This is a genomic window from Halosimplex halophilum (assembly GCF_004698125.1).
In the GTDB taxonomy this organism is placed as follows: domain Archaea; phylum Halobacteriota; class Halobacteria; order Halobacteriales; family Haloarculaceae; genus Halosimplex; species Halosimplex halophilum.
The window spans coordinates 1,841,571-1,864,436 of sequence record NZ_ML214297.1 but is presented as its reverse complement, the minus strand read 5'-3'; the positions used below and the strand labels follow the sequence as shown (position 1 = coordinate 1,864,436).

Below are 22,866 nucleotides of genomic sequence, written 5' to 3'. Positions count from 1 at the left end.
GGTCGGCTCGTCTCGACGCCGAACGGAGCGGAACAGTCGCCGACCTACTCCGCGGTCACTTCGATGTCGTCGACGTAGTGGGTCGCGTCGGCCTCCCAGACGACGGCGACGCCGACGGAGAGGAACAGCCGCTCGGGCGCCTCGTCGGGGTCCCAGTCGAAGGCGTACTCGCGCCAGCCCTCGGCGAGGTGCAGCGGTTCGCGCAGGCCGCCGTAGGGGGCGTCCGGGACGGCCGAGGAGTTGGCGCCCGGGTCGGGGAAGTCGCCCTCCTCGGTCGGCTCCTCGGGCCCGAGGTAGGCGACGGCGTTCCGGAGGACGTTGAAGCTCTCCGACTCGCTCCAGGCCCGGAACGACACCGAGAACGTCGACGGGTCCTCGGGGGTCGGGAGCTCGGCCGTCACCCAGGCGACCCCGTCGTCGTGGTCGCCCTCGGTGAACACAGCGAGGCTCCACTCGCCCGCCGCGGCCCGTTCCTCGCTGAGCGAGATGTCCCACTCGAAGGCGTCCTGGGACTCCTCGGGACCGATGTGGCCGTGTCGGGTCCAGCGCTCGTCGCTCTCCTCGAACCCCTCGGCGAACAGCGGGTCGGTCCCCGGCGCGCTGGCGCAGCCGGCGACGGCGGCGCCGGTCAGTAGCGCGCCGCTACGGAGCAACGATCGACGTGAGAATCGGGTAGGCACCCGGGGACCTTCTCGAAGCGACCTGAAAAGGGTTGTGTCGCCGCGTCAGGCCGACTCGACGGCGTCGAGTACCGCGTCGTAGTCGGGTTCGTTGGTCGGGTCGTCGGCGACCCAGTCGTAGACGACGGTGCCCTCGTCGTCGACGACGAAGACGGCGCGGTTGGCGTTGCCGTACAGGCCCAGATCGGGGATGTCCATGGTCAGGCCGTACGCCTCGATGGTGTCGCCGTCCATGTCGCTGACGAGGTCGAACTCGATGCCGTGCTCCTCGCGGAACGCGCCCTGGGAGAACGGCGAGTCGGCGCTGACGCCGAAGATGGTCGCGCCGGCGTCCTCGAACTCGTCGAGCCGCTCCTGGAAGGCGACCATCTCGTTGGTGCAGGGCGGCGTGAACGCGCCGGGGAAGAAGGCGAGGACGACCGGGCCGTCGCCGAGGTGGTCGGCCAGATCGAAGTCCTCGTGGTCACTCGTGCCGAGCGTCGCCGTGAACGTGGGTGCGGAGTCGCCTGTGGAAACCATCACCCGACGGTTAGGGCCCCGACGGAATAAAACACCTACCGAACAGGTTTCGAGCGCCGATCGGGCGGGGCGACACCCGGGCGGCTCCGGACTGCTGTGGCCCGGTCGGAGCCGCCAGGGAGGGCACCCCCGGGAACTTAGTGGGCCGGCCGCGAGCGGACTGGCAGATGCGACGGGTCGGGTACCTCTCGGTGGTCGCGGCGGCGGTCGCCGCGGTCGCGAGCCGGGTCGCGGCCGCGACGGTCGCGTTCGACGGGCCGCGGGGCGCCCTCGCGGAGCGGCTGGCGGTCACCGGGCTGCTGGCCGTCGCGGTCGTCCTCGCGACCTACGGCGCCTACCGGCTGGTCGGCGGCTGGCTCGCCGACCGCGCGCCCAGCAAGCGGCGCCGCCACGACCTGCGGAACGTCCTCCGACTCGCGTTCGGGCTCGTCGGGACCGTCGGGCTCGCCGGCGTCGTCACCGAGCAGTGGGTCGGCGTCCTGTTCTCGCTGGGCGTCGTCGGCTTCGCCGTCACCTTCGCGCTGCAGCAGCCGCTGTTCTCGCTCATCGGCTGGGTGTACATCATGGTCAACCGCCCGTATCAGGTCGGCGACCGCGTCGCCATCGAGGGGTCGAAGGGCGACGTGGTGGCGGTGGACTTCCTCGTGACGACGCTGTGGGAGGTCGACGGCGAGCTGGTGGCCTCGAACCAGCCGTCGGGGCGGACGATCACCGTCCCGAACTCCGTGGTGCTCTCCTCGCACGTCACGAACTTCACGGGGGAGTCGTTCCCGTTCGTCTGGAACGAGGTGGCCGTCGAGGTGGCCTACGAGACGGACCTCGCGTTCGCCCGCGAGCGGATGGTCGCGGTCGCCGAGGCGGTCGTCGGCGAGGAGATGGAACGCGACATCGAACGCTACCGCGAGCGGCTGGCCGAGACACCCGTGGAACTGGATGTCCAGTCCCAGCCGACCGTCAACGTCACCCAGGAGGCCTCGTGGGTGAAGCTCCGGCTGCGGTACGTCGTCGACCCGCGGCGCGGCCAGCGGACGAAGAACGAGCTCTACGAGCGGATCCTGGCCGAGTTCAACGAACATCCCGACCGCGTGAAGTTCCCGGTGAGCCGCAACCGGTGAGGGCGCGACACCGGGGTCGCCGGGCTGGACCGGCGACGACGGGTCGGGTTCCGGGCGCGGTCGGGGTTCACGCCCGGACGGGTCGCCCGGCGGGATACAGCGACCGCACGAGCAGCGCGAACCCCGGTGCGACGAGCAGCCCCTGGACGAGCAGGGTCGACTCGGCGTCGAGGCCGAGCGTGACGGCGCCGACCGCCCCGACCAGCGGGCCGAGCGCGACGGCGCCGAGGCCGTAGCTGAGCAGCGACAGCGAGCGCGACGACGTTCGGTTGGCCGCCCTGTGTGCGAGCGAGGCGACGAGCACGCCGAAGACGACGGCGACCGTCGTCACGACGAGCGTCGCGACCGTCAGCGTGGTGTGGGTCGACATGGTGGATCACCGTCGGGGAGCGGTTCGCCGTCCCGGCCGTCGGATCCGCGGCGAGCGGCGACGACACTCGGACCGCGACCGGTGTCCCCGGCCGTGTGAGAAGCTTCCACGGCAGCCTCCTTCAAGCCGGGACGGGCTTCTTACCGCCCGGGAACGGGTGGGCACGGGGCCGTCCGCGGCCGGGTCGGCACACGCCGCTGATTCGGGCGCGTTCCGGCGGTTTTCCGGGTCTCGGGGCGCCGGCGCCGCTCGACCGGGTCCCAGCGGCTGGGAATCACGACACGGCTTATCCGCGTTCTGGGAGAACGTGGGCGTATGGCGACGCGAGAACTCGAATCCAAGGTGTTCGGCTGGGACGTGCAGTTCACCTACTCCGAGACGTGGATCGGCTACGCGCTGTTCGCGCTTCGGGTCATCATGGGCTGGACGTTCTTCTACGCCGGGATCACGAAGGTCGTCAACCCCGAGTGGAGCGTCCGCGGGTTCCTGCTGTACGGGATCCCCGACGGCAACCCGCTGACCGGCCTGTGGACGACGATGGGCAACGAGTGGGCGTGGCTGCTGACGCCGCTGAACCAGCTCGGCCTGACGCTGGTCGGACTCGCGCTGATCCTCGGCGTGCTCGTCCGGTTCAGCGCGTTCTGGGGGGCCACCATGATGCTGTTCTACTGGCTGGCCTCCTACCCCTTCGACAACGCCCTGCTCATCGACTACCACATGGTGTACGTGTTCCTCCTGTTCGGCCTCGGCGCGTTCGGCGCCGGCCGGATCCTCGGCCTCGACGCCCGCATCGAGGAACTCGACATCGTCAAAGACTACCCACAGCTCCGGCTGTTCCTCGGGTAAGTCGGTCCCGTCGGCCGCTCCGGCAGTCCCCTTCTCGGTTTCCGCCGCGGTCGCGAACGGCGACCGCGGCCGCCGCTCACCCCTTAACTCTTGCCGTGTCCACCGCCAGCGTGGAAGGTGGCACAGACGTATTCGAGGGAGCCGCGAACGGACACACATGGACGACGAATCCGGAGTGTCCAGCGACCTGAAGGAGACGCTCCAGCGCCACCGCCGCGGCAGCGGCTCGGACGGGACGCTGGTGCTGAGCGACGAGGAGGGGTACGTTGGCGACGAGATCACGCTGAAGGGGCGCAACTTCCCGGCCGACGAGAAGTACGAGTTGCTGTGGAACTCGACGGAGGGCCGGTGGGGGGTCCTGGAGGGCAACGAGGTCGTCGGCCCGCAGTACCAGCCCCGGACCGACCGCATCGGGACCGTCCGGACCGACGCCGACGGCGCCTTCGACGAGACGTGGACGATCCCCGAGGACTACGGCGGCGCCCACCGGATCCAGGTCACGAACGGCGACGGCAACGTCGTCGCCCGCGACGAGTTCTCGGTCACGCCCCACTTCGAGATCGACCGCACCGCGGCGCCGCTGGGCGAGGCGTTTACGATCACCGGCCACGGGATCGGGCCGAACGTCGTCACGAACAACTATCAGGTGTCCTGGGACAACGGCAACGTCGGCTTTATGACCGGCGTGATGAACCGCGGGACCGCCACCGCGGAGATCCGCGCGGTCGGCCCGCCCGGCGAGCACGTCATCCAGGTGTGGCGCAACTACAAGGGCGTGCCCTACCTCCAGAACAACACCCAGTCGCCCTACGGCCCGGTCGCCGGCGGCCGCCAGTCGGTCTGGACCGTCGAGGTGACCGAACCCGACGACGACCCCCGGACCGCCTGGGTCGACCCGCTGCTCGACGAGCAGCCGATGAGCGTCCACTACCCCGAGATCGACGCCGACAGCGAGGCCGAACTGGAGATCTCCCCGCCCTCCGGCCAGGCCGGGACGACCGCCGTGCTCACCGGCCGGAACTTCCCCGCCGAGACCGAGGTCGACCTGATCTGGTACCGCCACGAGGGCCACCGCGTCAAGGGCATCCCGATCACGCCCGAGCCCAAGCCCGACGTGCTCCCGACCGTCGAGACCGACTCGGAGGGCAGCTTCCAGACCGAGATCGCCATCCCCCGCGCCGAGGGGTCGACCCGGCCGATCACCGCCGCCGTCGACGGCCGCGAGGTGGCGGTGACGGGCTTTATGATGCAGCCCTCGATCGAGACGTTCGCGCCCGTCCGCGGCCCCGTCGGGACGGAGATCGACATCGAGCTGTCGGGGATCGGCTGGACCATCTACGAGAACGCGCCCTTCTTCGTCTACGACAACACGCCGCTGGGCTACGTCTGCGGCACCGCCGGCGACGACAAGGAGGGCACCGTCCACGCGCGGCTCCGCGCGGCCGGCGAGCCCGGCTGGCACTTCGTCGATATCTACCCCAGCCTCTTCGACATGCAGGAGGAGAAGCCGGTCTTCGAGGTGCGGCCGCACCTCTCGTATCTCGACAACCACCCCGTCCGGCCGCTGCCCGCCCTGCACATGGCCTTCGAGGTCACCGAGTGATGGCGCTGGACCTGTCGCTCGCGGTCCACCCGTACGCCTGGACGCAACCGCTCCGCGACGGCCGCGTCGAACCCGAGGGGATCGACCTGTCGGCGGTGAACTACCCCAACCCGGTCCGGTTCTCCCGGATGGTCCGGGACCTGGAGTTCGACGCCTGCGAGCTGTCGATGGGGACCTACCTCGCCACCCGCCGCGACGCCGACCGCTTCCCGTTCACGGCGATCCCGGCCTTCCCCTTCCGGAAGTTCCGCCACGCGTACATGTACGTCCGGGAGGGCGCCGGGATCGATTCGGTCGCGGATCTGGCGGGCCGTCGCGTCGGCATCGTCAACTGGCAGACGACGACGGGGGTCTGGCAGCGCGGCACCCTCGCCGACCGCCACGGGCTCGACCTGGGCGCCGTCGAGTGGGTCGCCGGCGGCTCGGAGATCGTCGACGTGGACGTGCCCGACCGGATCGACCTGGAGTACGTCGGCCACCAGGGGTCGACGATCGGCCTGCTGGAGGACATGATCGAGCGGGGCGAGATCGACGGCGTCTTCCACCCGGTCGACGCCGGCGTCTCGAACGCCCGCCGGCTGTTCGACGACGCGAAGGCCGTCGAACAGACCTACTACCGCGAGACGGGGATCTTCCCGATCATGCACGCCATCGTCGTCCGCGACGAGATTCTCGACGAGCACCCGTGGGTCGTCCAGCCGCTGTACGACGCTTTCGAGCGCGCCAAGGAGATCGGGCTCGGCGCGCTGGAGCGGCCCCGCGAACTCCCGCTCGTGTGGGCGGACGTGTACGCCGACGAACAGCGGTCGGTGCTGGGCGACGACCCGTGGGAGTACGGGCTCACCGAGGACAACGTGGCCGCCGTCGAGACGCTCGCCGGGTACGCCCACGACCAGGGGGTCGCCGCCGAGCGCTACGACGCGGGCGAACTGTTCGCGACCGACCACCTCGACACCGACTACTACGCCTGAACCGCCCGACGCGGTCGGGGCCTGGAACCGGGACGCCGGACGGGACCGCTGGCGCTCCCACTCGGCGGGATTCGCCGTCGGGTGTTTATGTCGGTCGTCCCGACGCTCCCGTATGGAGTTCGAGGGAACGGAGACGGTCCCGGTCGAGCGGTCGGCGGCCTGGGACCTGGTGACCGACCCGGCCGTGTTGACCGCCTGCGTCATGGGCGCCGAGGAGATCTCGCGGGCCTCCGAGGACCGCTACGAGGGGGTGATCCGCCAGCGGATCACGGGGATCGACGTGGCGCTGGACGGCGAGGTCCGTATCGAGGAGCGCGAGCGACCCGAGTGGCTCCGCTTCACCGGAACCGGGACGGACTCGCGGACCGGGAGCCGCATGGACGCCGACGTGACGGTGACGCTGACCGGGGAGGGAGCGGCGACGGAGCTGGCCTACGACGTGGACGTGACGTTCACCGGGCGACTGGCGACGATGGGGTCGCGGGTCCTCCGCCGGCAGGTCCGCGCCAACGTCGAGACCTACTTCGAGAACCTCGTCGACCGCGTGGGGGCCCGGGCGTGAGCCGCGAGCGGTCCGGCCCCGGACCGAAGTCCGCCGTCGGGAAGTCGTCCCCGCGCAAGGACGCCCGGGCGAAGGTCCGCGGCCGGGCCCGCTACGCGACCGACATGGAGCACCCCGACGCACTCGTCGGGGGCGTCGTCCGGTCGCCGGTCCCCCACGCCGAGGTCGCGGGGCTGGACACCGACGCGGCCGCCGCGATGGACGACGTGGCCGCCGTGCTCCCGCGGTGGGACCTCCCGGGGGGGTTCGACGACCGCGTCCGCCACTACGGGGACGCCGTCGCGGCCGTCGCCGCCGAGACCTCCGCAGCCGTCGAGGCGGCGCTGGACGCCGTCGAGTTCGACCTCGACCCGCTGGAGTCGGTCCACGACCCCCGCGAGAGCGTCCGCGCCGACGCCCCGGTCGTCCAGTCCGACCCCGCGTTCGGCCAGCCCGACCGCCACCCCCTGGACGTCGACAACCCGGAGTACGTCCGGAACGTCGACGACTATCACGCGCTCGAAGTGGGCGACCCCGACGCCGCGTTCGCGGCCGCCGACCACGTCCACGAGGCGAGCTACCGGACGCCGCGGGTCACCCACTGCAACCTCGACCGCCACTGCGCGGTCGCCGACTGGGACGGCGACCGGCTCCGCGTGACCGCGACGATGGGTAATCGGGGCCACGCCGAGGAGACCCTCGAACGGCTGTTCGATGACTGCGAGGTCGCGATCGAGCGCCCCCCGACCGCGGGGTCGAGCTTCGGCGGCCGCTCGCTGGCGAAGCTCACCCTCGAACCGGTCGCCGCCGCGCTCGCGCGGGAGGCCGGACGGCCGGTCCGCCTCGAATTCGACCGCGAGACGGAGTTCTCGGCCGCCGAGTCGCGCCACGCGACTCACCTCGACCTGAAGGCGGGGGCGACCGACGACGGCCGGCTCACCGCGCTCGCGGTCGACGCCGTCGCCGACACCGGCCCGTACCCCAACGGCGTCGGCCACGTCGTCCTGAGCGCCTGTCGCGGCCGACCGCTGGACGCCTACAGAGTCGACAACTACCGCTTCGAGGGGGTCTCCGCGTTCACGAACAACCCGCCGGCCGGCGAGTACCGCGGCATCGGCGTCACGCAGGTCACCTGGGCGCTGGAGTCGCACCTCGACGAACTCGCCCGCCGTGCCGGGTTCGACCCGGTCGCCTTCCGCCGGCGCAACTGGGTCGCCGAGGGCGACGAGCGACCCCACGCCGACACGCCGGTCGGCAGTTGCGGCCTCCGGGCGTGTCTCGACCGCGGCCGCGAGCGGTTCGCCGAGTTGCGGACGGACGTCGAATCCGGCGACGAGCGGGACGAGGATACCGTCTACGGCCGGGGCGTCGCCGCGGGCGGACAGATCACGACCCCGGCGGCCGGGAAGAACGACGACTACGCCGAGGCGCGGCTGACCCTGGCGCCCGACGGCTCGCTGGTCGTCCGCACGGGCGCCATCGACGTGGGCCAGGGCGCCGCGACCGCCCTCGCCCAGATCGCCGCCGAGGCGACCGGACTGCCCCTCGACCGGGTGGCCGTCCAGGGGTACGACCCCGACGACGCCGTCGACGACAAGTACGGCTCGGTCGCCAACCGGACGACGTACCTGGTCGGCGCGGCGATCCGCGACGGCGCCGACACGCTCGGTGGGCGCCTGCGCTCCCGCGCGGCCGACCGCCTCGGCGCGCCGTCCGAGGACCTCACCGTCCGGGAGGGACGCGTCGAAGCGCCCGACGGGAGCGCCGTTCCGCTCGGCGCGCTCGTCGACGCCCCCCTCGCGGTCACCGGCCGGGCGGAGACCGACACGGCGCCGCTGGCCTACGGCGTCCACTTCGCCGAGGTCGCCGTCGACACCGGGACCGGGGCCGTCGACGTGACCGCCTACGTCGCCGCCCAGGACGTGGGCTACGCGATCAACCCGACGCTCGTCGAGGGGCAGATCGAGGGCGCCGTCCAGCACGGGGTGGAGTTCGCGCTCACCTCGGAGCTGCGGCTCGAAAACGGTGTCCCGACCAACGCGACGCTCGCCGACTACCCGGTGAGTTCGCCCGCCGAGATGCCCGACCGACTGGCCTGCGAGATCGTCGAGTCCGAGGAGGCGTCTGGCCCGTACGGCGCGAAGGGCGTCGGCACGCCGTCGATCACGCCCGTCGCGCCCGCGGTCACCAACGCGGTCCGCGACGCCGTCGGCGAGCGGTTCACTGCGGCGCCCGTCCGCGACGAGGACGTGTGCTTCGCGCTCGACGGCGGTGCGGACGGTGATGAGGATGCAGGCGGTGACGGGGGTGCGGACGGTGACTGACGGTCGTGCGGACGCGACCGGCGGGACGGAGGCCGACTACTACCGGCCGGAGACGGTCGCGGCGGCGTGTCGGCGCCTGCACGAGGCCGACGGCCGCGCCCGCGTGGTCGCCGGCGGGCAGACGCTGATGCCGCTAGTCCGCCAGGGGCTGGTCGACGCCGACGCGTTCGTCGACGTGAGTGCGATTCCGGAACTGTCGGGCGTCGCGGTCGCCGACGACCGGACGAGTATCGGCGCGACGACGACCTACGCAGAGCTGGCCCGCCACGACCTGAGCGACCGCGCCGCCGCGCTGGGCGACGCCTGCTCGGTGGTCGCCGACCGACAGGTCAGGGCTCTCGGGACCGTCGGCGGGGCCGTCGCGCACGGCGACCCGACGTTCGACCTGCTCGCGCCGCTGTGCGCGCTGGCGGCCTCGGTGGAACTGGCCGACCCGGACGGCCGCCGGCGCGTCCCGCTGGGGGAGTTTCTGGTCGGCCACCTCCGCACGGACCGACGCGAGAACGAACTCGTGACCGGCGTGACCTTCGACCGGCTCGACCCCGAGCGGGCGGGCACGGCCTACGAGCGCCACGCCGCCGTCGAGTCGGGGCGGGCGACCGCCGGCGCCGCCGCCGTGGTGACCCTCGCCGACGGCGCGGTCGAACGCGTCCGCGTCGCGTGCTCGGCGGTCGCGGACACGCCCGTCCGCGCGCACGCGGTCGAGAACGACCTCGTGGGTGGCCCGGCGACCGACGCCGCCGTCGCGACCGCGAGCGAGCGCGCCCCCGAGGACATCGACCCGATCGACGACGAGGCGGGGTCGGCCGCCTACAAGCGCCGGCTCGCCGCGACGCTCGTCGAGCGGAGCCTGCTGAGCGCGGTCCGCCGAGCGGGGGGATCGCCGTGAGAGTCTCCTTCGACCTCGACGGCGAGGAGCGGACCGTCGAAACGGCCCCCGACCGCTCGCTGCGCGAACTGCTCCGGGAGGACTGCGACGCCCTGAGCGTCAAGGCGGGCTGCGACGGCGGCCGCTGCGGCGCCTGCACCGTCCTGCTCGACGGCGAGGCGGTGAAGGCCTGTCTGGTCATGGCCGCGAAGGTCGACGGCCGCTCGGTCACGACCGTCGAGGGCGTCGCCGACGGGACCCTCGGCCGCGAGGTGCAGGACGCCTTCGAGGACCACAGCGCCCTGCAGTGTGGCTACTGCACGCCGGGGTTCGTGCTGTCGGCGCTGGCCTCCCTCGACGACCATCCCGACGCCGACCGCGAGACGCTCCGGTCGGCCCTGTCGGGTAACGTCTGTCGGTGTACCGGCTACGAGAAGATCCTCGACGCCGTCGAGGCGGTCGCGGAGCGCCGGGGCGAAGCGGAGTGACCGCGGTCCCGGATTCGTCCGGTTAAGCGTTGCGTCGCCTCCCGTCGAGCGGGCTTTTCGACCGGGCTTACGGCCGCGACGCGGGAAGTCGAGGTATGGCACTGGATCTTTCGATCGCCTGCTGGACGCGCGACCTGACGCGGTCGCTGCTGACGGGCGCGGTCGAACCCGACGGCGTCGACCCGACCGTCATCGCCGAGTACCCGCCGCGGCGCCACCGTCGCTTCTTCGAGCGGGGCGAGTTCGACGTGTGCGAGGTGTCGCTGGCGTCGTACCTCTCCTCGCGGGAGCGCCCCGGGGAGTACCCCTTCACCGCGATCCCCGTCTTCCCGTGCAAGAAGTTCCCCCAGTCGTTCTGCTACCGGCGGACCGACGCCGGCATCGAGGACCCGTCGGACCTGGCGGGCGAGCGGGTGGGCGTCCAGTCCTGGCAGACGACCCGGGACGTGTGGATGCGCGGCATCGCCCGGGAACGGTACGGCCTCGACCTGTCGGACGTGACCTGGTACCGGCGCAAGGAGGACGACGTGCCGGTCTCGATCCCCGACCGCTTCGACATCCGGACGGTGCCGGGCGAGCAGGGCGGCGAGGCGATGGTCGACCCCGACGACCTGCGGGCGATGTTCTTCGACAGCGACCTGGTCGCCGCCATGGAGCCGGCCAACGCCATGTTCCACAGCGTCGTCGAGTCCGACGAGGCCGCGCTCATGTTCGACGACCCGGTCGAGACCGAACGCGAGTACTACCGCGACACCGGGATCCACCCGATCATGCACACCGTCGCCGTCCGCGACGAACTCCTCGACGACCACCCGTGGCTCGCCGTCTCGCTGTTCGACGCGTTCCGCGAGGCCCGCGACGACGCCCTCGAAGCCAACCTCAGCCCCAGCACTCACACGACCAACACCTGGGCGCACCTGCACCTCGTCGAACAGGACCGGGTCCTCGGCGAGGACGCCTGGGAGTACGGACTGACCGACCGGACCGTCCCCGAACTGGAGAAGTTCCAGGAGTACGCCGACCGCCAGGGGCTGATCCCCGAGCCGTACGACCTCGACGAGCTGTTCGTCGACTGCTCGGTCGCGCGCACCTGAAACGAGCGACCGGAGGCCAGCCCGCGACCGCCGTCGGGGCCGGTCCGGTTCCGGCGCCGGTCAGGCCTCGGCCTCGTAGACCTGCAGGACCTTCGGCTGGAACTGGAGGTTGATCCCGTCGCCGCGGTCGAACTGCCGGTAGCTGTCGGTGTGGACGACCAGCGTCGCGTCGGTGTCGTCGACCCGGACCGTCAGCTCGTAGCGGTCGCCGATGATCCCCTCGGCGACGACGGTCCCCGACAGCTCGATGCGCCCGTCGGTCTCGCCGGCGAACTGGCCGACGTTGATGTCGTCGGGGCGGAGGAAACACGCCACCTCGTCGGTCTCGCCGCCGTTGCCCACGTAGTCGACGTTGCCCAGCGGGAAGTCGACGAACCCCGTCCGGACGACCCGCTCGCCGTCGCCGTCGCGCTCGGTCGTCCCGGTGAACCGGTTGCGGACGCCGACGAACTGCCGGGTGAACGGCGACTCGGGCCGCCGGTACAGCGTCTCCGGGTCGCCGCGCTCGACGACCTCGCCGTCGTTCATCACGAGCACCCGGTCGGCCAGGTAGAAGGCCTCCTGCTGGTCGTGGGTCACGTACAGCACGCTGAGCCCGAGTTCGTGTTGCAGCCGCTGGAGCTCGTAGCGCATCTGCTCGCGCAGCTCCTTGTCGAGGTTGCTCAGCGGCTCGTCCAGCAACAGGAGTCCGGGGTCGTGGACGATGGCGCGGGCGAGCGCCGTCCGCTGTTGCTGGCCGCCGCTGAGGTCGGTCGCCGGCGACTCGGCGAGGTCGCCGATCTCCATCAGTTCGAGCACCTCCGCGACCCGCCGATCGTACTCGTCGCTCGGCACGTCCGTCGCGTGTTCGAGCGGGAAGACGACGTTCTCGTAGACGGTCTTGTGGGGCCAGATCGCGTAGTTCTGGTAGACCATCCCCAGGTCCCGGCGCTCGGGCGGCAGCGACCTGTCCCCGTCGAAGACCGGTTCGCCGTCGACGGCGATCTCGCCGCCGTCGGGGGTCTCGACGCCGGCGACACAGCGGAGGACCGTCGTCTTGCCGCAGCCGCTCGGGCCGAGCAGGGCCACGATCTCGTCGGGTCGGACCGTCACGTCGACGCCCGAGAGCCGGAACTCGCCGCCGAACCCCTTCTCCAGGTCCCGTACCGTCAGCCGCGTGTCCGTGTCCATAGCTGTGGTGGTCTCCCGGCGGGCCGACGAGCCGGTCGTCCCGGTTCGGCGACGGCCCGCCGCGCTCACGTGTCGGTACCGCGCCCACGCATTAACCCCCACCGCGGATTTCTACGCGGTGGGAACGTCCCGGAGCGCGGGGCGCGGGAACTCGGGGGCGAACCGACCGGAGAGCCGGGGCGACCGACGCCTAGTGCTGTCCGAGTTCGTAGAAGGTGATCCCGCAGACACGCATCGCGAGCACCACGAGGACGGTGAGGCCGATGAACACCGTCGAGATGGCGGCGACCAGCGACAGCGCCGGCTCGTACATGTACAGCTGGAACAGCTCGACGGGGATCACCACCGTATCCGAGGAGTAGGTCATCCACGGGATCGACAACAGCTGGAACACGTGGACCGCCAGGAAGAACCAGAGGACGACCGCCGTGTTGCGGAACAGCGGCAGGAAGACCTCGTGCAGCTGCCGGAGCCAGGAGGCGCCGGCGACCCGGGCGGCCTCCTCCAGCACCGAGTGGATCTGGACGACGTTCCCGACCGCGATCCGCGAGGAGACGGGGAGGAAGACGATCACAGAGCCGAGGGCGATGATGGCGAGCGTCCCGTACAGCGTCACGCCGGGGAGCTTGCCGAGCCAGAGGCTCAGGAAGATGAGACCGGCGCCGGTGATGATCCCCGGCACCGCAAGCGGCGTGAGCGTCAGGAAGTCCACCGCGCCGCGGAAGCGCCCGTCGGTCCGCTCGGTGTAGTAGGCCGCCCCGACGACGAGGACCGTCCCGAGCGTCGCCGCGCCGACCGCGACGACGACGCTGTTGGCGAACACCTCGCGCAGCGCCGGGCTCGTGACCGCCGTGACGTAGTGTTCGACCGATAGCTGGGCCGGCTGGACCTGTCCGGTCCACGTCGAGTGCAGCGACGTGAGCGCCAGCGCGAGGATCGGCAGGAGCCACACGAGGCCGACGACGACCCACAGCCCGGCGGCCACCGGCCACCGCCACCGACCCAGGTCCCAGGTCCGCCGTCGCCCGCTCCGCCCGGTCAGCGTCATGAAGTCGCGCTTCCGGGCGGTCACCCGCCGGTAGTAGTAGACGAGCACGCCCGTCACGAGCAGCAGGCTACAGGCGAGCGCCGCGGCCTCGCCGTAGGCGGGCGGGAACCGGGAGTTGATCGCCGACCCGATCACGGTCGAGTACACGTCGAACCCGTGGCGCGAGCCGAGCACCGAGACGATGGCGAACTCGCCCATCCCGTAGAGGAAGACCGTGATCACCGCCGAGAGGACGGCCGGCTTCACCAGCGGGAGCGTGACCGACCGGAGCGTCTCGGCGACGCTCGCCCCGTGGATCCGGCTCACCTCCTCGAACGACGCGTCCATGTCCTGCAGCGCGGGCACCGTCAGGAGGTACGCCGTCGAGACGACGTTGACCCCGGCGACGAACGCGACCCCCCACGGGGTGAACAGGCCGACCGAGAGCGACTCCACGCCGACGGCGTCGGCGACGGCGACCGAGACGAGCCCGTTCTGCGGCCCGTAGGCGGTGACGTACATGATCCCGAAGACGTACCCCGGGATCGCCTGTCCGGACAGCAGGACCAGCTCCAGCCCGCCCTTCGTCGGGAGGTTCGTCCGCACGAACAGCCACGCCAGGGTGAGCCCGAGCGCGATACCGGTGACCGTCATCCCCACCGCGACGATCAGGGTGTTGGCCAGCAGCGTCGGCACGTCGAAGAAACCCTCGCGGTACACCTCGACGAAGTGGGCGAGCGTGAACGCGCCGCCGAGCTCGCCGGGGTAGCCCGACCAGACGCTCGTCCACAGCAGGAAGCCCAGCGGCACCAGCGTCAGGACGGCGACGGCGACGACCACCGTCCCGAGGACGAACCGTTTGGCCGAAAACTGGCGGTCCGCGAGCCCGCCGATGCCGTCCCTGAACGCGGCGACCACCTCGTTGCGGACGCTCATCGTTCGCCTCCGCACGCGTTCGTGGGGTCAGTGCTGTCCATGCTGTGAGTGGAAACCGCCGTCGGGGTGTCCCGTCGGTCGCTTCGTTCGCCGGGGCGGCCTGCGCCTCCCGGCCGGCCGCGACCGTCGGCTACGGCTCGAACATCCCGGTGTCGACGACCTTCTGGCCGAGCGTGGAGTACTCGGCGGACTCCCAGAATCCGATGGGGAAGAGGTTCGCGTTCAGCCGCCGCTCCGTGTAGGGGTCGACGTCGATGCCGGACAGATCCAGGTCGGTCCGGACGGGCACCTGGTCGGTCACGTCGGTCAGGATGCGGCGCTGGACCGGCTTCTCCAGCATCGCGCTGACGAAGTAGCGGGCGACCCACGGGTGGGGCGCGTTCCGGTTGATGCTCAGGCCGCCCTCCGTGGCGTTGCGCTTGGCGGGGTCGGTGAAGATGCCCTCCACCGTCAGGTCCTCGTTCCTGACGAACGGGGCGGCGGCCCACGGCCAGTTGTACAGCATCATCGCGGCGTTGCCCTTCCCGACCTCGCGCATCCCGGCCGAGTGGGAGTCGACCCCGACCACCTCGAAGCGGTCCATCAGGCTCCGGATCCACTCCATCTCGCCCATGTCCGTCTGCGCGGCGTGGTAGCGGGTGATCCAGCCGATCATCCCGGAGCTGACGTACCCGGAGAAGGCCACCTCCAGCCCCTCGTACTGGTCGTCGAACAGATCGTTGTACGTCTCGGGGTAGTCCAGCCCCCGCTCGTCGAAGGTCCCCGTGCTCACCGGGAGGACGACGCCGGCCCCGCCGTTGAACCCCGACACCAGGAACGGGAGGACCCGCTTGTCGGGCAGGGCGTCGGTGAACCAGAAGTTCTCGTCGATCCCCCACTCGAACCACTCCTTCGCGTAGGCGGTCCCCTCCTCGCGGCCCTTCTGTTTGATCCGGTCCCGGAGGTTCGACGCGACGCTGATCACGTCGGCCTTGTCCTCGCCGGCCTGGCGCTCCTGGAGGAGCCGCTGGGAGACCGCGGCGCCGTCGCTGGCGAACACCGTCGCCTCGACGCTCGTGCCGAACTCGTCGTTGATCACGTCGACGAGGTCGTACCACTGCTGGGAGTCGCCCGTCCCCGCGTAGATGGTGACCTCCGCCCCGTCGTCGACGTAGTCGGCGAGCTGATCCGTCGTCCACGGCGGCTCGGGCTCGCCGGCCGCCGTCGCGCTCGCGCCGGCCGTCGATCCGCCCCCGCCGCTCGTCGCCTCCCCGCCCGCGTCGGGCGTCGAGGTCGCCGTCGAACCCGACCCGAGACAGCCCACGAGCGACGCCGCCGAGACCGCCGCGCCCGTCGCGAGAAACGCCCGGCGCGAGGGCGAACCGGTCCGGCGCCGTCGGTCCTCGTGTGGCCGCTCGGCGTCGGCTGAACGCTGGTCCGTCATACACCCGTTGCTACCCCGCGTACGGATAAACGGATAGCGCAGATTGCTATCTGCTGGGAAGACATCGGTCGAACGTTAACGTGAAATACGGGGTCGGTAGATCAGAATGATAACGTGATATTGGCGGTCGAACGTTGACGTGAAGATTCTTGTGCGGGCACGACGAACGACTGCCCATGCGCGGCCCGACGGAGAAGGCGCCGGACCCGGTCGTCTCGCCGCTGTTCGTCAGCGCGATCCACGAGGAGCTACGGAGCTACGCGGGCGAGCGGGCCGGCGACCCGCGGCCGTGTCCCGGCTGCGGGTCGACCGAGCGCCGGAAGAACGGCTCCCAGCGCGAGCCCAAGACGGTCGCGCGGCTGGTCACCGACGAGGGGATCGAGGACGTGGGCGTCGCCGTCCAGCAGTACGAGTGTACGGCCTGCGGGCGCTCCTACCAGGGCGACCTCTCGGGGCTGTTCTACCCGGACTGTGACTACGCCAAGCCCGTCGTCGACCTGTGTCGCTTCCACGCGGCCGAGCGGTCGCCGACCGCCTGCGAGCGGCTGCTGCGGCGCCGGTACGGCCTCCAGGTCAACCGCGACACGGTCGAACGGTACGCCGAGCGCTTCGACGAGCCGCCCGAGCGGCGGCCGGTCGAGATCGCCGGCCACACCTACTCGCTGTCGTTCCTTGCGGAGCTGTTCGGCGACGGCGACCCGGAGGACCCGCCGGGGTTCGTGCTCACGAGCCACAGAGGACTGTGGTGACCCGGGCCGCGACGACGGCGGGCGCCCCCGCTCAGTCGTCGCTCTCTATGGCCGCCGTGAGGTTCGCGAAGTAGGTGTCGATGTCGCGTTCGACGATGGGGCGCAACACCGACGGGTTGAGCGTGGCGGCGCCGCCGCTGTAGGTCACCTCGGCCCTGTAGGCCAGCTTCGAGGCGTGGCGGTCGCCGTCCTGGATCTCCATGGCGGCGAGCACGTCGAACTCGCTGCCGGTCGTCGAGTCGAAGGCGCTCGCGCTCGTGACGACGTGGTCCGGCGGGTCCATCTCGACGAACTCGGCCTCGCCGGACAGCGAGACGGTGAGGCGGCTCACCCCCCGCGTGATCTCCACCGAGTAGCGCCGCTCCGAGAGCCGCTCGATGGCGTCGGCCCCGGGCACGCACTCCGTGAGCGTCTCCGGGTCCGACAGACACGCCCACAGCGCCTCGGGCTCGGCGTCGATGTAGACGGCGTCGGCGAACTCCAGGCGCTCGACGCCGTCGTCGACCGCGGACTCCTCGGGGTCGTCGCCGGTCGGTTCCTCGGGTCGCGTGTCGTCTGGGTGGCTCATTGATGTGCGGGGGGAGAGGGGTCGCTACACCTCGATGATCGTGAACTGGTTCGAGGCGATCCCCACGTTGTAGAAGTTCGCCTCGCCGTCGGTGACGACCACCTCGTAGCCGTAGCTGCCGGGGTCGAGCGTCTCGGTCTCCAGCGTGCCGGTCCACTGGGCGGTCGACTCCTCGCCGCCCTCCTGCCAGGACAGCTCGACGGGGTCGAAGGCGCCGTCGGTCGATTCCACCGTCACGGAGTCGAGCGCGTCGCCGCCGACCAGATCCCCGCTAGAGCCGTCGTAGATGCCGACCGAGAAGGTCACGTCCATCTCCAGGCTGAACTGCCGCTCGGGGACGCAGCCGCCGACGAAGCCGCTCGCGGCCTCGACGGGCGCGCCGTTCCAGAACGTCTCGGTCGTGACGACGTAGTTCGTCGGGTTGGAGTACTCGATGACCTCGATGGCGTCCTCGAGGATGCCCACGGCCCGGAAGTTCGCGTCGCCGTCGGTGACCTCGACGGTGTAGGTGTAGGTACCCGTCGAGATATCGTCGGGGAGCTGCCAGGAGCCGCTCCACTCGTCGGCGGGGTTCTCCTCGTCGTCGCCGGCCCACGCGAGTTCGACCGTCTCGCCGCCGTCGACGTTGACCACGACGCTGTCGAGGTCCTCGTCCGTGAGCTGGTCGCCCGTCTCGGGGTCGTAGATGCCGACGTAGAAGACCGCCAGCATCCCGGGGACGAACCGCCGGGTCGCCGAACACGCCGAGGCGAACGCGGCGCCCTCGGGGACCTCGCCGGTCCCGGTCTCGGCGGTCACGACGTAGTTCTCCGGCTCGGGCTCGGGCGTCGCGGTCGGCGTGTCGGTCGGCGTCTCCGTGTCGGTGGCCGCCGGCTCGGGGGTGGCGGTGTCGGCCTCGCCGCCGGGACAGCCCGCGAGCGCGACGGTGGCCCAGCTGGCGGCGCCGCCGGCGAGCACGCGCCGGCGGGTCGCTCCGCCGTCGCCGTCGTCGGGTCCGGCGAGCGATTCCTCCTCGGTCGAGTAGCTGCTGTCGCGGCTCATACACACACAACTCCCGGAGGTGTCGACTAAACCCTCCCCGTAGTTCCTACTCGCTGGGAGATACGCCCGCCGTTTTACCCGAAACCAGCCGAAGACCCTAGCGAGATGGCTGACGACACCTCCGGCGTCGACCGCGACGACCGCGCGGGCGAACAGGGCGAACCGCCTGGCGAGGACGAACGGTCGGGGTCGAGCGACGGGCGAGTGACGAGACGGCGACTCATGGCGGCGGGCGCGGCGACCTGGGCCACGGCGAGTGTCTCCGGCTGTCAGTACATCACCGACCCCGGGACGGGCGACGACGACACCGACACGCCGACGGTCACGACCGAGACGACCACCACCGACGAGCCCGTCGGCCCGGCCACCCCGTCGGACCCCGGCGACGGCAACGGGACCGACGACCCCGACGGGGGCTCCGAGGAGACCCCGACGCCGACCCCCACGCCGACCCCGACGCCGCCGCCGACGACCACCGCCTGTGCCAGCCTCGGCCGGTTCGCCGCCGGGATGGAGGTCGGCCTCCACGTCGCGCTCTACGACCCCGAGACGGGGGAGCCGCTTGACGACGACGCCGTCGACGCCGTCCGCGTCGAGTTCCCCGACGCCGAGTACGGCCCGCTGGAGCTGAACTGGGAGGGCGACCACGAGGCCTACGACGCCGACACCTGGGGGTCGAAGATCGCCACCAGCCCCGAGACCGAACGCGGGACCTACCGCTACGAGGTCACCGTCGAAGCGGAGGACGAGTCCGTCGAGACGAAGGTCGCCGACCAGTTCACCGTGGTCTGACCCGCGCGGGCCGCGGCCGTGTACCGATAGCGGCGCGCGGGACCACGGGTCCGCGACGACGGGTGCCACGACCGTCCGACGGGGGCAGCGGGGTGCGTCCCGCTGCCCCCGGCCTTTCGGTGCCCACCCCCGCCCGGTCGACCGCCGCTACTCCTCGATCTCGATCGCCCGGCCGGGCGGGTCGTCCTCGGGGGCGACCGGGAGTTCCACGTCGAGGACGCCGTCCCGGTAGGTCGCGGTGATGCCGTCGGCGTCGACGGCCCGCGGGACGTTCACCTGGTGGTCGAACACCCGCGAGCTCCCCGGCCCGCCCGTTCGCCGCGCCGAGACCGTCAGCCGGTTGTTGACCCACGTCACGTCGATGTCCGCCGGATCGAACCCCTGCAGGTCGACGAAGACCCGGTAGATCCCGTCGTCGCGGTACAGCTCGATCTCGTGGTCGGGATGGTGTGTCATCGGACTCGCCTCGTTGGATGCTACCCCACACCGGCGTACCTGCGTTTCGGTAGTTACAGCTCGCTGAGAACGCCGGCCGGCGCGCGGGCCGGTCGGCGGAACTCACGGGACGGGCGCCCCGCCCCGTGGAATACGCTTTTGCGCGCTCGCGACGTAGTTCCCGGCGTGACGGGCAACGGATCGCGGCCGGAGACGGGTGAACGGGACCAGCGCGGGTACGCGGTCGACGGCGCGGACACGGGGGCGACACTCGAAGCCGTCGCCGGCGCGGCCGCGGCCGGCGTCCTCGTCGTCGACGGCGGGCGGGTCGCGTTCGCCAACGACCGCGCCGGGCGGTACCTCGGGCGCGAACCGGCGGACCTGGCCGGGAGCGCCGTCGAGTCGGTCCTGCCCGACCGCGCGGTCGACGCGGTCGCGGCGGTCGCCGACGGCGGCGCGGAGCGGCGAGTCGACCGGCGCGGGCCGGACGGAGACGCCGGGGCGGACGCGAACGCCGGCGCGGACAGAGGCAGAGGCCCGGACGCGGCCGTCGGTGCGGCGGAGGGCGGCGTCGCCGCGACGGTCAGCCCCGCCGACGGCGGGCGGGTCGTCGTGACGCTCACGCGGGGCGAGCGGGCTGTGCCGGCCGCCTCGGACGGCGACGCCACACGCGGCGCGTCGGCGGAGGACGCCGGGGACGACGCACCGGGGGACGACCCGTCCGCGGACGACACCGCCCGCGGCGCGCTGGACGACGATACCGCTCGCATCGAACTCGACGCCGACGGGCGGATCACCGCCTGGAGCGGCGGGGCCGAGGCGCTGACCGGCTGGTCGGCCGCCGAGGCGGTCGGCGCGGACCTGTCGCTTTTGTACCCCGAGGACGCCGACGCCGACCCCGCGGAGACCCTCGCCCGTGCGCGCGCCGAGGGCGCGGTCGAGACCGAGGGGTGGCGACTGCGACGCGACGGGACCGACTTCTGGGCGCGCGTCGCGGTCGCGGCCCGGCGGGACGGTGACGGGCGCGTCCGGGGGTTCGACCTGCGGCTGCGCGACCGGACCGACCGCAAGCGGCTGGCCGACGAGCGCGAGCTGCTGGCGACGGTCAACCACGCCATCGCCGGCGCCGACGGGTTCCGCGAGGGCGTCGAGACGACCCTCGAAGCGGTCTGTGCGCGCACCCAGTGGGCCTACGGCGAGGCGTGGGTCCCGTCCGACGACGGCGACCGTCTCGAACACCTCGTCGGCCACGCCGCGTCCGAGCGGCTGGAGCCGTTCCTGGCGGCCAGCCGCGGCGTGACCTTCGACGCCGACGAGGGGTTGCCGGGACGGGTCTGGGCGAGCGAAGCGGCCGAGTGGATCCCGGACGCCTCGGCGGTGCCCGAGTCGACGTTCCACCGGACGGGGGCCGCCGAGGAAGTCGGTCTCCAGGCGGCGCTGGGCGTCCCGATCGAGACCGACGACGGCGTCGTCGCGGTGCTGACCTTCTTCCTCCGGGAGCGGCGGGCCGCCGACGAGGAGCTGGTCGAGGCCGTCACCGACGTTGCCGCCGACCTCGGGGCGCTGGTGGCCCGCAAGCGCGCCGAGGAGGAGCTGCGCACCTTCCGGAAGGCCGTCGAGCACGCGGGCCACTCCGTCTACGTCACCGACACCGACGGCACCATCGAGTACGTCAACCCCACCTTCGAGCGGGTGACCGGCTACAGCGCCGAGGAGGCGGTCGGCGCCGACCCCTCGATCCTCAACTCCGGCGAGCACGACCCCGACTTCTTCGCCGACCTCTGGGAGACGATCCGCGACGGCGAGGTGTGGACCGGCGAGGTGCGCAACCGCCGCAAGTCCGGCGAGCCCTACGTCGTCAACCAGACCATCGCCCCCATCGCCGACGGCTCGGGGGACATCGAGCGGTTCGTCGCCGTCAACGACGAGATCACCGACCAGAAGCGCCGCGAACGCGAGCTTCGGAGCCAGCGCAACTCCCTGCGGCGGATCAAGCAGATCATCGAGAGCCTGCGGCCGATCAACCGCGAGCTGGCGCGGGCCGACACCCGGGAGGCGGTCGACCGGGGGGTCTGCGAGCAGCTGGCCGCCTCGGAGGCGTACCTCGCGGCGTGGGTCGGCGAGTACAACACGGCCGCCGACGAGGTCGCCCCCCGCGAGTGGGCCGGCGTCGACGACGCGTTCGTGGAAGGACTCGACCCCGGGCTCGGCGACGACGGGCGCGGCGGTGAGGGAGCGGGAGCCGCGGACAGCCTCTACCGCCGCGCGGTCGCCGACGGCGAGGTGCAGGCGGTCCGGGACCTGACGACGGCGCCCGAGGCGGGCCCGCGCCGCGAGCGCGCCCTGGCCCACGGGTTCCAGTCCCAGGCGGTGATCCCCGCCGTCTACGGGGAGTCCGTGCTCGGGGTCGTCACCGTCTACTCGGCGCGGCCCGACGCCTTCGACGAGTACGAGCGGGGGCTCCTGGGCGAACTCGGCGAGCGGGTCGGCCACGCCATCAACGCCGCCGAGAACCGGCAGCTGCTCCACACCGACACCGTCGTCGAGCTGGAGTTCGAGGTCGGCGCCCGCGACTCGCCGGCCGCGAGCGTCGCGGGCGAGCTGGGCTGTCGGCTCTCGCTGAACGGCGTCGCGCCCGCCGCGGCGGGGTCGTACGTGGCCTACGTCGCCGTCGACGGTGCCCGGCCGGAGGCGGTCGCGGAGGCGCTCGCCGACCGCGACGGCGTGGGCGGGGCCCGGGTGGTCGAGGCTCACGGCGAGACCGGCGTCGTCGAGGTGACCGGCGGCGCCGACCCCGTGGCCGCGCTGGTCGAGCGCGGCGCGACCGTCCGCGAGTTCGAGACGACCGGCGAGGCGGCGACGGTCCGCTGCGAGACGGCGCCCCGCTCGGACGTGGAGGCGCTGATCACCGCCGTCGAGGCCGCCGGCGAGGACACCGTCTTCGTCGCCAAGCGGACCCGCGACCGCGACGTGCGGACCGTCGAGCTGACCCGCAGCGCCGTCGCCGAGCGGCTGACCGACCGCCAGCGCGAGGCGCTCGCGCTGGCCTACCACGCCGGCTACTTCGCCTCCCCCCGCAACTCCACCGGCGAGGAACTGGCCGACGTGCTCGGGATCGCCTCGCCCACCTTCTACCGCCACGTCCGCGAGGCCACCAGGAAGGTCCTCGAACTCCTCGTCGAGGCCGAGGACGCGCCACTGGCGGACGTGACACGCGTCGAAGGCTAGTTGACTAGCATTTCGGCGAATTATTCAGATCCCACTCACTAGTCAGATAGCTCCGTCGGCTATGGACGCGGGGGGAGA

Annotated in this window: 21 protein-coding genes; 12 read left to right on the top strand and 9 right to left on the bottom strand. The window is 71.9% G+C overall.

Annotation, left to right across the window (positions count from 1 at the left end; translation table 11 throughout):
- Positions 1 to 44: 44 nt before the first annotated feature.
- Together E3328_RS09400 and E3328_RS09395 are read right to left on the bottom strand one after the other, a co-directional pair.
- Positions 45 to 680, bottom strand: coding sequence for a hypothetical protein (locus tag E3328_RS09400; RefSeq protein WP_135364308.1), 636 nt, complete (start codon positions 678 to 680; stop codon positions 45 to 47).
- Between the two features lie 45 nt (positions 681 to 725).
- Entirely contained in the window at positions 726 to 1,199 is a 474-nt protein-coding gene (locus E3328_RS09395; protein ID WP_135364307.1) for a redoxin domain-containing protein, read from the bottom strand.
- Positions 1,200 to 1,366: 167 nt separating this feature from the next.
- On the opposite strand from E3328_RS09395, the gene E3328_RS09390 reads away from it, so the two are divergent.
- Positions 1,367 to 2,314 (top strand): mechanosensitive ion channel family protein, encoded by a 948-nt coding sequence (locus E3328_RS09390; protein WP_135364306.1) that lies wholly within the window; start codon positions 1,367 to 1,369, stop codon positions 2,312 to 2,314.
- Positions 2,315 to 2,381: 67 nt separating this feature from the next.
- Here the strand turns inward: E3328_RS09390 and E3328_RS09385 are convergent, their stop codons facing one another.
- On the bottom strand, positions 2,382 to 2,684 hold the full coding sequence (locus E3328_RS09385) for a DUF7521 family protein (RefSeq protein WP_135364305.1): 303 nt from the start codon (positions 2,682 to 2,684) through the stop codon (positions 2,382 to 2,384).
- A gap of 315 nt (positions 2,685 to 2,999) precedes the next feature.
- On the opposite strand from E3328_RS09385, the gene E3328_RS09380 reads away from it, so the two are divergent.
- The 8 genes from E3328_RS09380 to E3328_RS09345 all read left to right on the top strand — a co-directional run bounded on the left by E3328_RS09380 (position 3,000) and on the right by E3328_RS09345 (position 11,419).
- A complete protein-coding gene (locus E3328_RS09380; protein WP_135364304.1) occupies positions 3,000 to 3,530 on the top strand; it encodes a DoxX family protein in 531 nt (176 codons plus the stop codon).
- 157 nt (positions 3,531 to 3,687) lie between these two features.
- On the top strand, positions 3,688 to 5,133 hold the full coding sequence (locus tag E3328_RS09375) for a hypothetical protein (protein ID WP_135364303.1): 1,446 nt from the start codon (positions 3,688 to 3,690) through the stop codon (positions 5,131 to 5,133).
- Positions 5,133 to 6,104 carry an ABC transporter substrate-binding protein gene (locus E3328_RS09370; RefSeq protein WP_135364302.1) on the top strand — a complete coding sequence of 324 codons (972 nt, stop codon included), beginning with the start codon at positions 5,133 to 5,135 and terminating at the stop codon, positions 6,102 to 6,104. The genes E3328_RS09375 and E3328_RS09370 overlap by 1 nt, the downstream gene beginning before the upstream one ends.
- A gap of 112 nt (positions 6,105 to 6,216) precedes the next feature.
- Positions 6,217 to 6,666: an SRPBCC family protein gene (locus E3328_RS09365; RefSeq protein WP_135364301.1), complete on the top strand. Its 450-nt coding sequence runs from the start codon at positions 6,217 to 6,219 to the stop codon at positions 6,664 to 6,666.
- Positions 6,663 to 8,969: a xanthine dehydrogenase family protein molybdopterin-binding subunit gene (locus E3328_RS09360; RefSeq protein ID WP_135364300.1), complete on the top strand. Its 2,307-nt coding sequence runs from the start codon at positions 6,663 to 6,665 to the stop codon at positions 8,967 to 8,969. The genes E3328_RS09365 and E3328_RS09360 overlap by 4 nt, the downstream gene beginning before the upstream one ends.
- Complete coding sequence (locus E3328_RS09355; protein WP_167837352.1) at positions 8,962 to 9,858, top strand: FAD binding domain-containing protein; 897 nt, start codon at positions 8,962 to 8,964, stop codon at positions 9,856 to 9,858. Before E3328_RS09360 ends, E3328_RS09355 begins: the two co-directional genes overlap by 8 nt.
- Entirely contained in the window at positions 9,855 to 10,325 is a 471-nt protein-coding gene (locus E3328_RS09350; protein WP_135364298.1) for a (2Fe-2S)-binding protein, read from the top strand. Before E3328_RS09355 ends, E3328_RS09350 begins: the two co-directional genes overlap by 4 nt.
- Positions 10,326 to 10,420: 95 nt before the next feature.
- On the top strand, positions 10,421 to 11,419 hold the full coding sequence (locus E3328_RS09345) for a substrate-binding domain-containing protein (protein ID WP_135364297.1): 999 nt from the start codon (positions 10,421 to 10,423) through the stop codon (positions 11,417 to 11,419).
- 60 nt (positions 11,420 to 11,479) lie between these two features.
- Here E3328_RS09345 and E3328_RS09340 read toward each other — a convergent pair whose 3' ends face one another.
- From E3328_RS09340 to E3328_RS09330, 3 genes are all read right to left on the bottom strand, one after another.
- Positions 11,480 to 12,589, bottom strand: a complete 1,110-nt coding sequence (locus E3328_RS09340) for an ABC transporter ATP-binding protein (protein WP_135364296.1) — start codon at positions 12,587 to 12,589, stop codon at positions 11,480 to 11,482.
- A 190-nt stretch (positions 12,590 to 12,779) separates the two neighbouring features.
- Positions 12,780 to 14,552, bottom strand: a complete 1,773-nt coding sequence (locus E3328_RS09335) for an ABC transporter permease (RefSeq protein WP_135364295.1) — start codon at positions 14,550 to 14,552, stop codon at positions 12,780 to 12,782.
- Positions 14,553 to 14,682: 130 nt separating this feature from the next.
- Complete coding sequence (locus E3328_RS09330; protein ID WP_135364294.1) at positions 14,683 to 15,975, bottom strand: transporter; 1,293 nt, start codon at positions 15,973 to 15,975, stop codon at positions 14,683 to 14,685.
- A 176-nt stretch (positions 15,976 to 16,151) separates the two neighbouring features.
- Here E3328_RS09330 and E3328_RS09325 point away from each other — a divergent pair, with 176 nt between their 5' ends.
- Positions 16,152 to 16,724, top strand: coding sequence for a hypothetical protein (locus tag E3328_RS09325; protein ID WP_135364293.1), 573 nt, complete (start codon positions 16,152 to 16,154; stop codon positions 16,722 to 16,724).
- Positions 16,725 to 16,755: 31 nt separating this feature from the next.
- Here the strand turns inward: E3328_RS09325 and E3328_RS09320 are convergent, their stop codons facing one another.
- Together E3328_RS09320 and E3328_RS09315 are read right to left on the bottom strand one after the other, a co-directional pair.
- Positions 16,756 to 17,292, bottom strand: coding sequence for an SRPBCC family protein (locus E3328_RS09320; RefSeq protein WP_135364292.1), 537 nt, complete (start codon positions 17,290 to 17,292; stop codon positions 16,756 to 16,758).
- A gap of 24 nt (positions 17,293 to 17,316) precedes the next feature.
- Positions 17,317 to 18,333: a hypothetical protein gene (locus E3328_RS09315; RefSeq protein ID WP_246022948.1), complete on the bottom strand. Its 1,017-nt coding sequence runs from the start codon at positions 18,331 to 18,333 to the stop codon at positions 17,317 to 17,319.
- A 105-nt stretch (positions 18,334 to 18,438) separates the two neighbouring features.
- Between E3328_RS09315 and E3328_RS09310 the strand changes: the two genes are divergently transcribed.
- Positions 18,439 to 19,125: a hypothetical protein gene (locus E3328_RS09310; protein WP_135364290.1), complete on the top strand. Its 687-nt coding sequence runs from the start codon at positions 18,439 to 18,441 to the stop codon at positions 19,123 to 19,125.
- Between the two features lie 147 nt (positions 19,126 to 19,272).
- Here E3328_RS09310 and E3328_RS09305 read toward each other — a convergent pair whose 3' ends face one another.
- Positions 19,273 to 19,581 (bottom strand): Hsp20/alpha crystallin family protein, encoded by a 309-nt coding sequence (locus tag E3328_RS09305; protein ID WP_135364289.1) that lies wholly within the window; start codon positions 19,579 to 19,581, stop codon positions 19,273 to 19,275.
- Between the two features lie 165 nt (positions 19,582 to 19,746).
- On the opposite strand from E3328_RS09305, the gene E3328_RS09300 reads away from it, so the two are divergent.
- Positions 19,747 to 22,788 (top strand): PAS domain S-box protein, encoded by a 3,042-nt coding sequence (locus E3328_RS09300; protein ID WP_167837351.1) that lies wholly within the window; start codon positions 19,747 to 19,749, stop codon positions 22,786 to 22,788.
- The last annotated feature ends 78 nt before the right edge of the window (positions 22,789 to 22,866 follow it).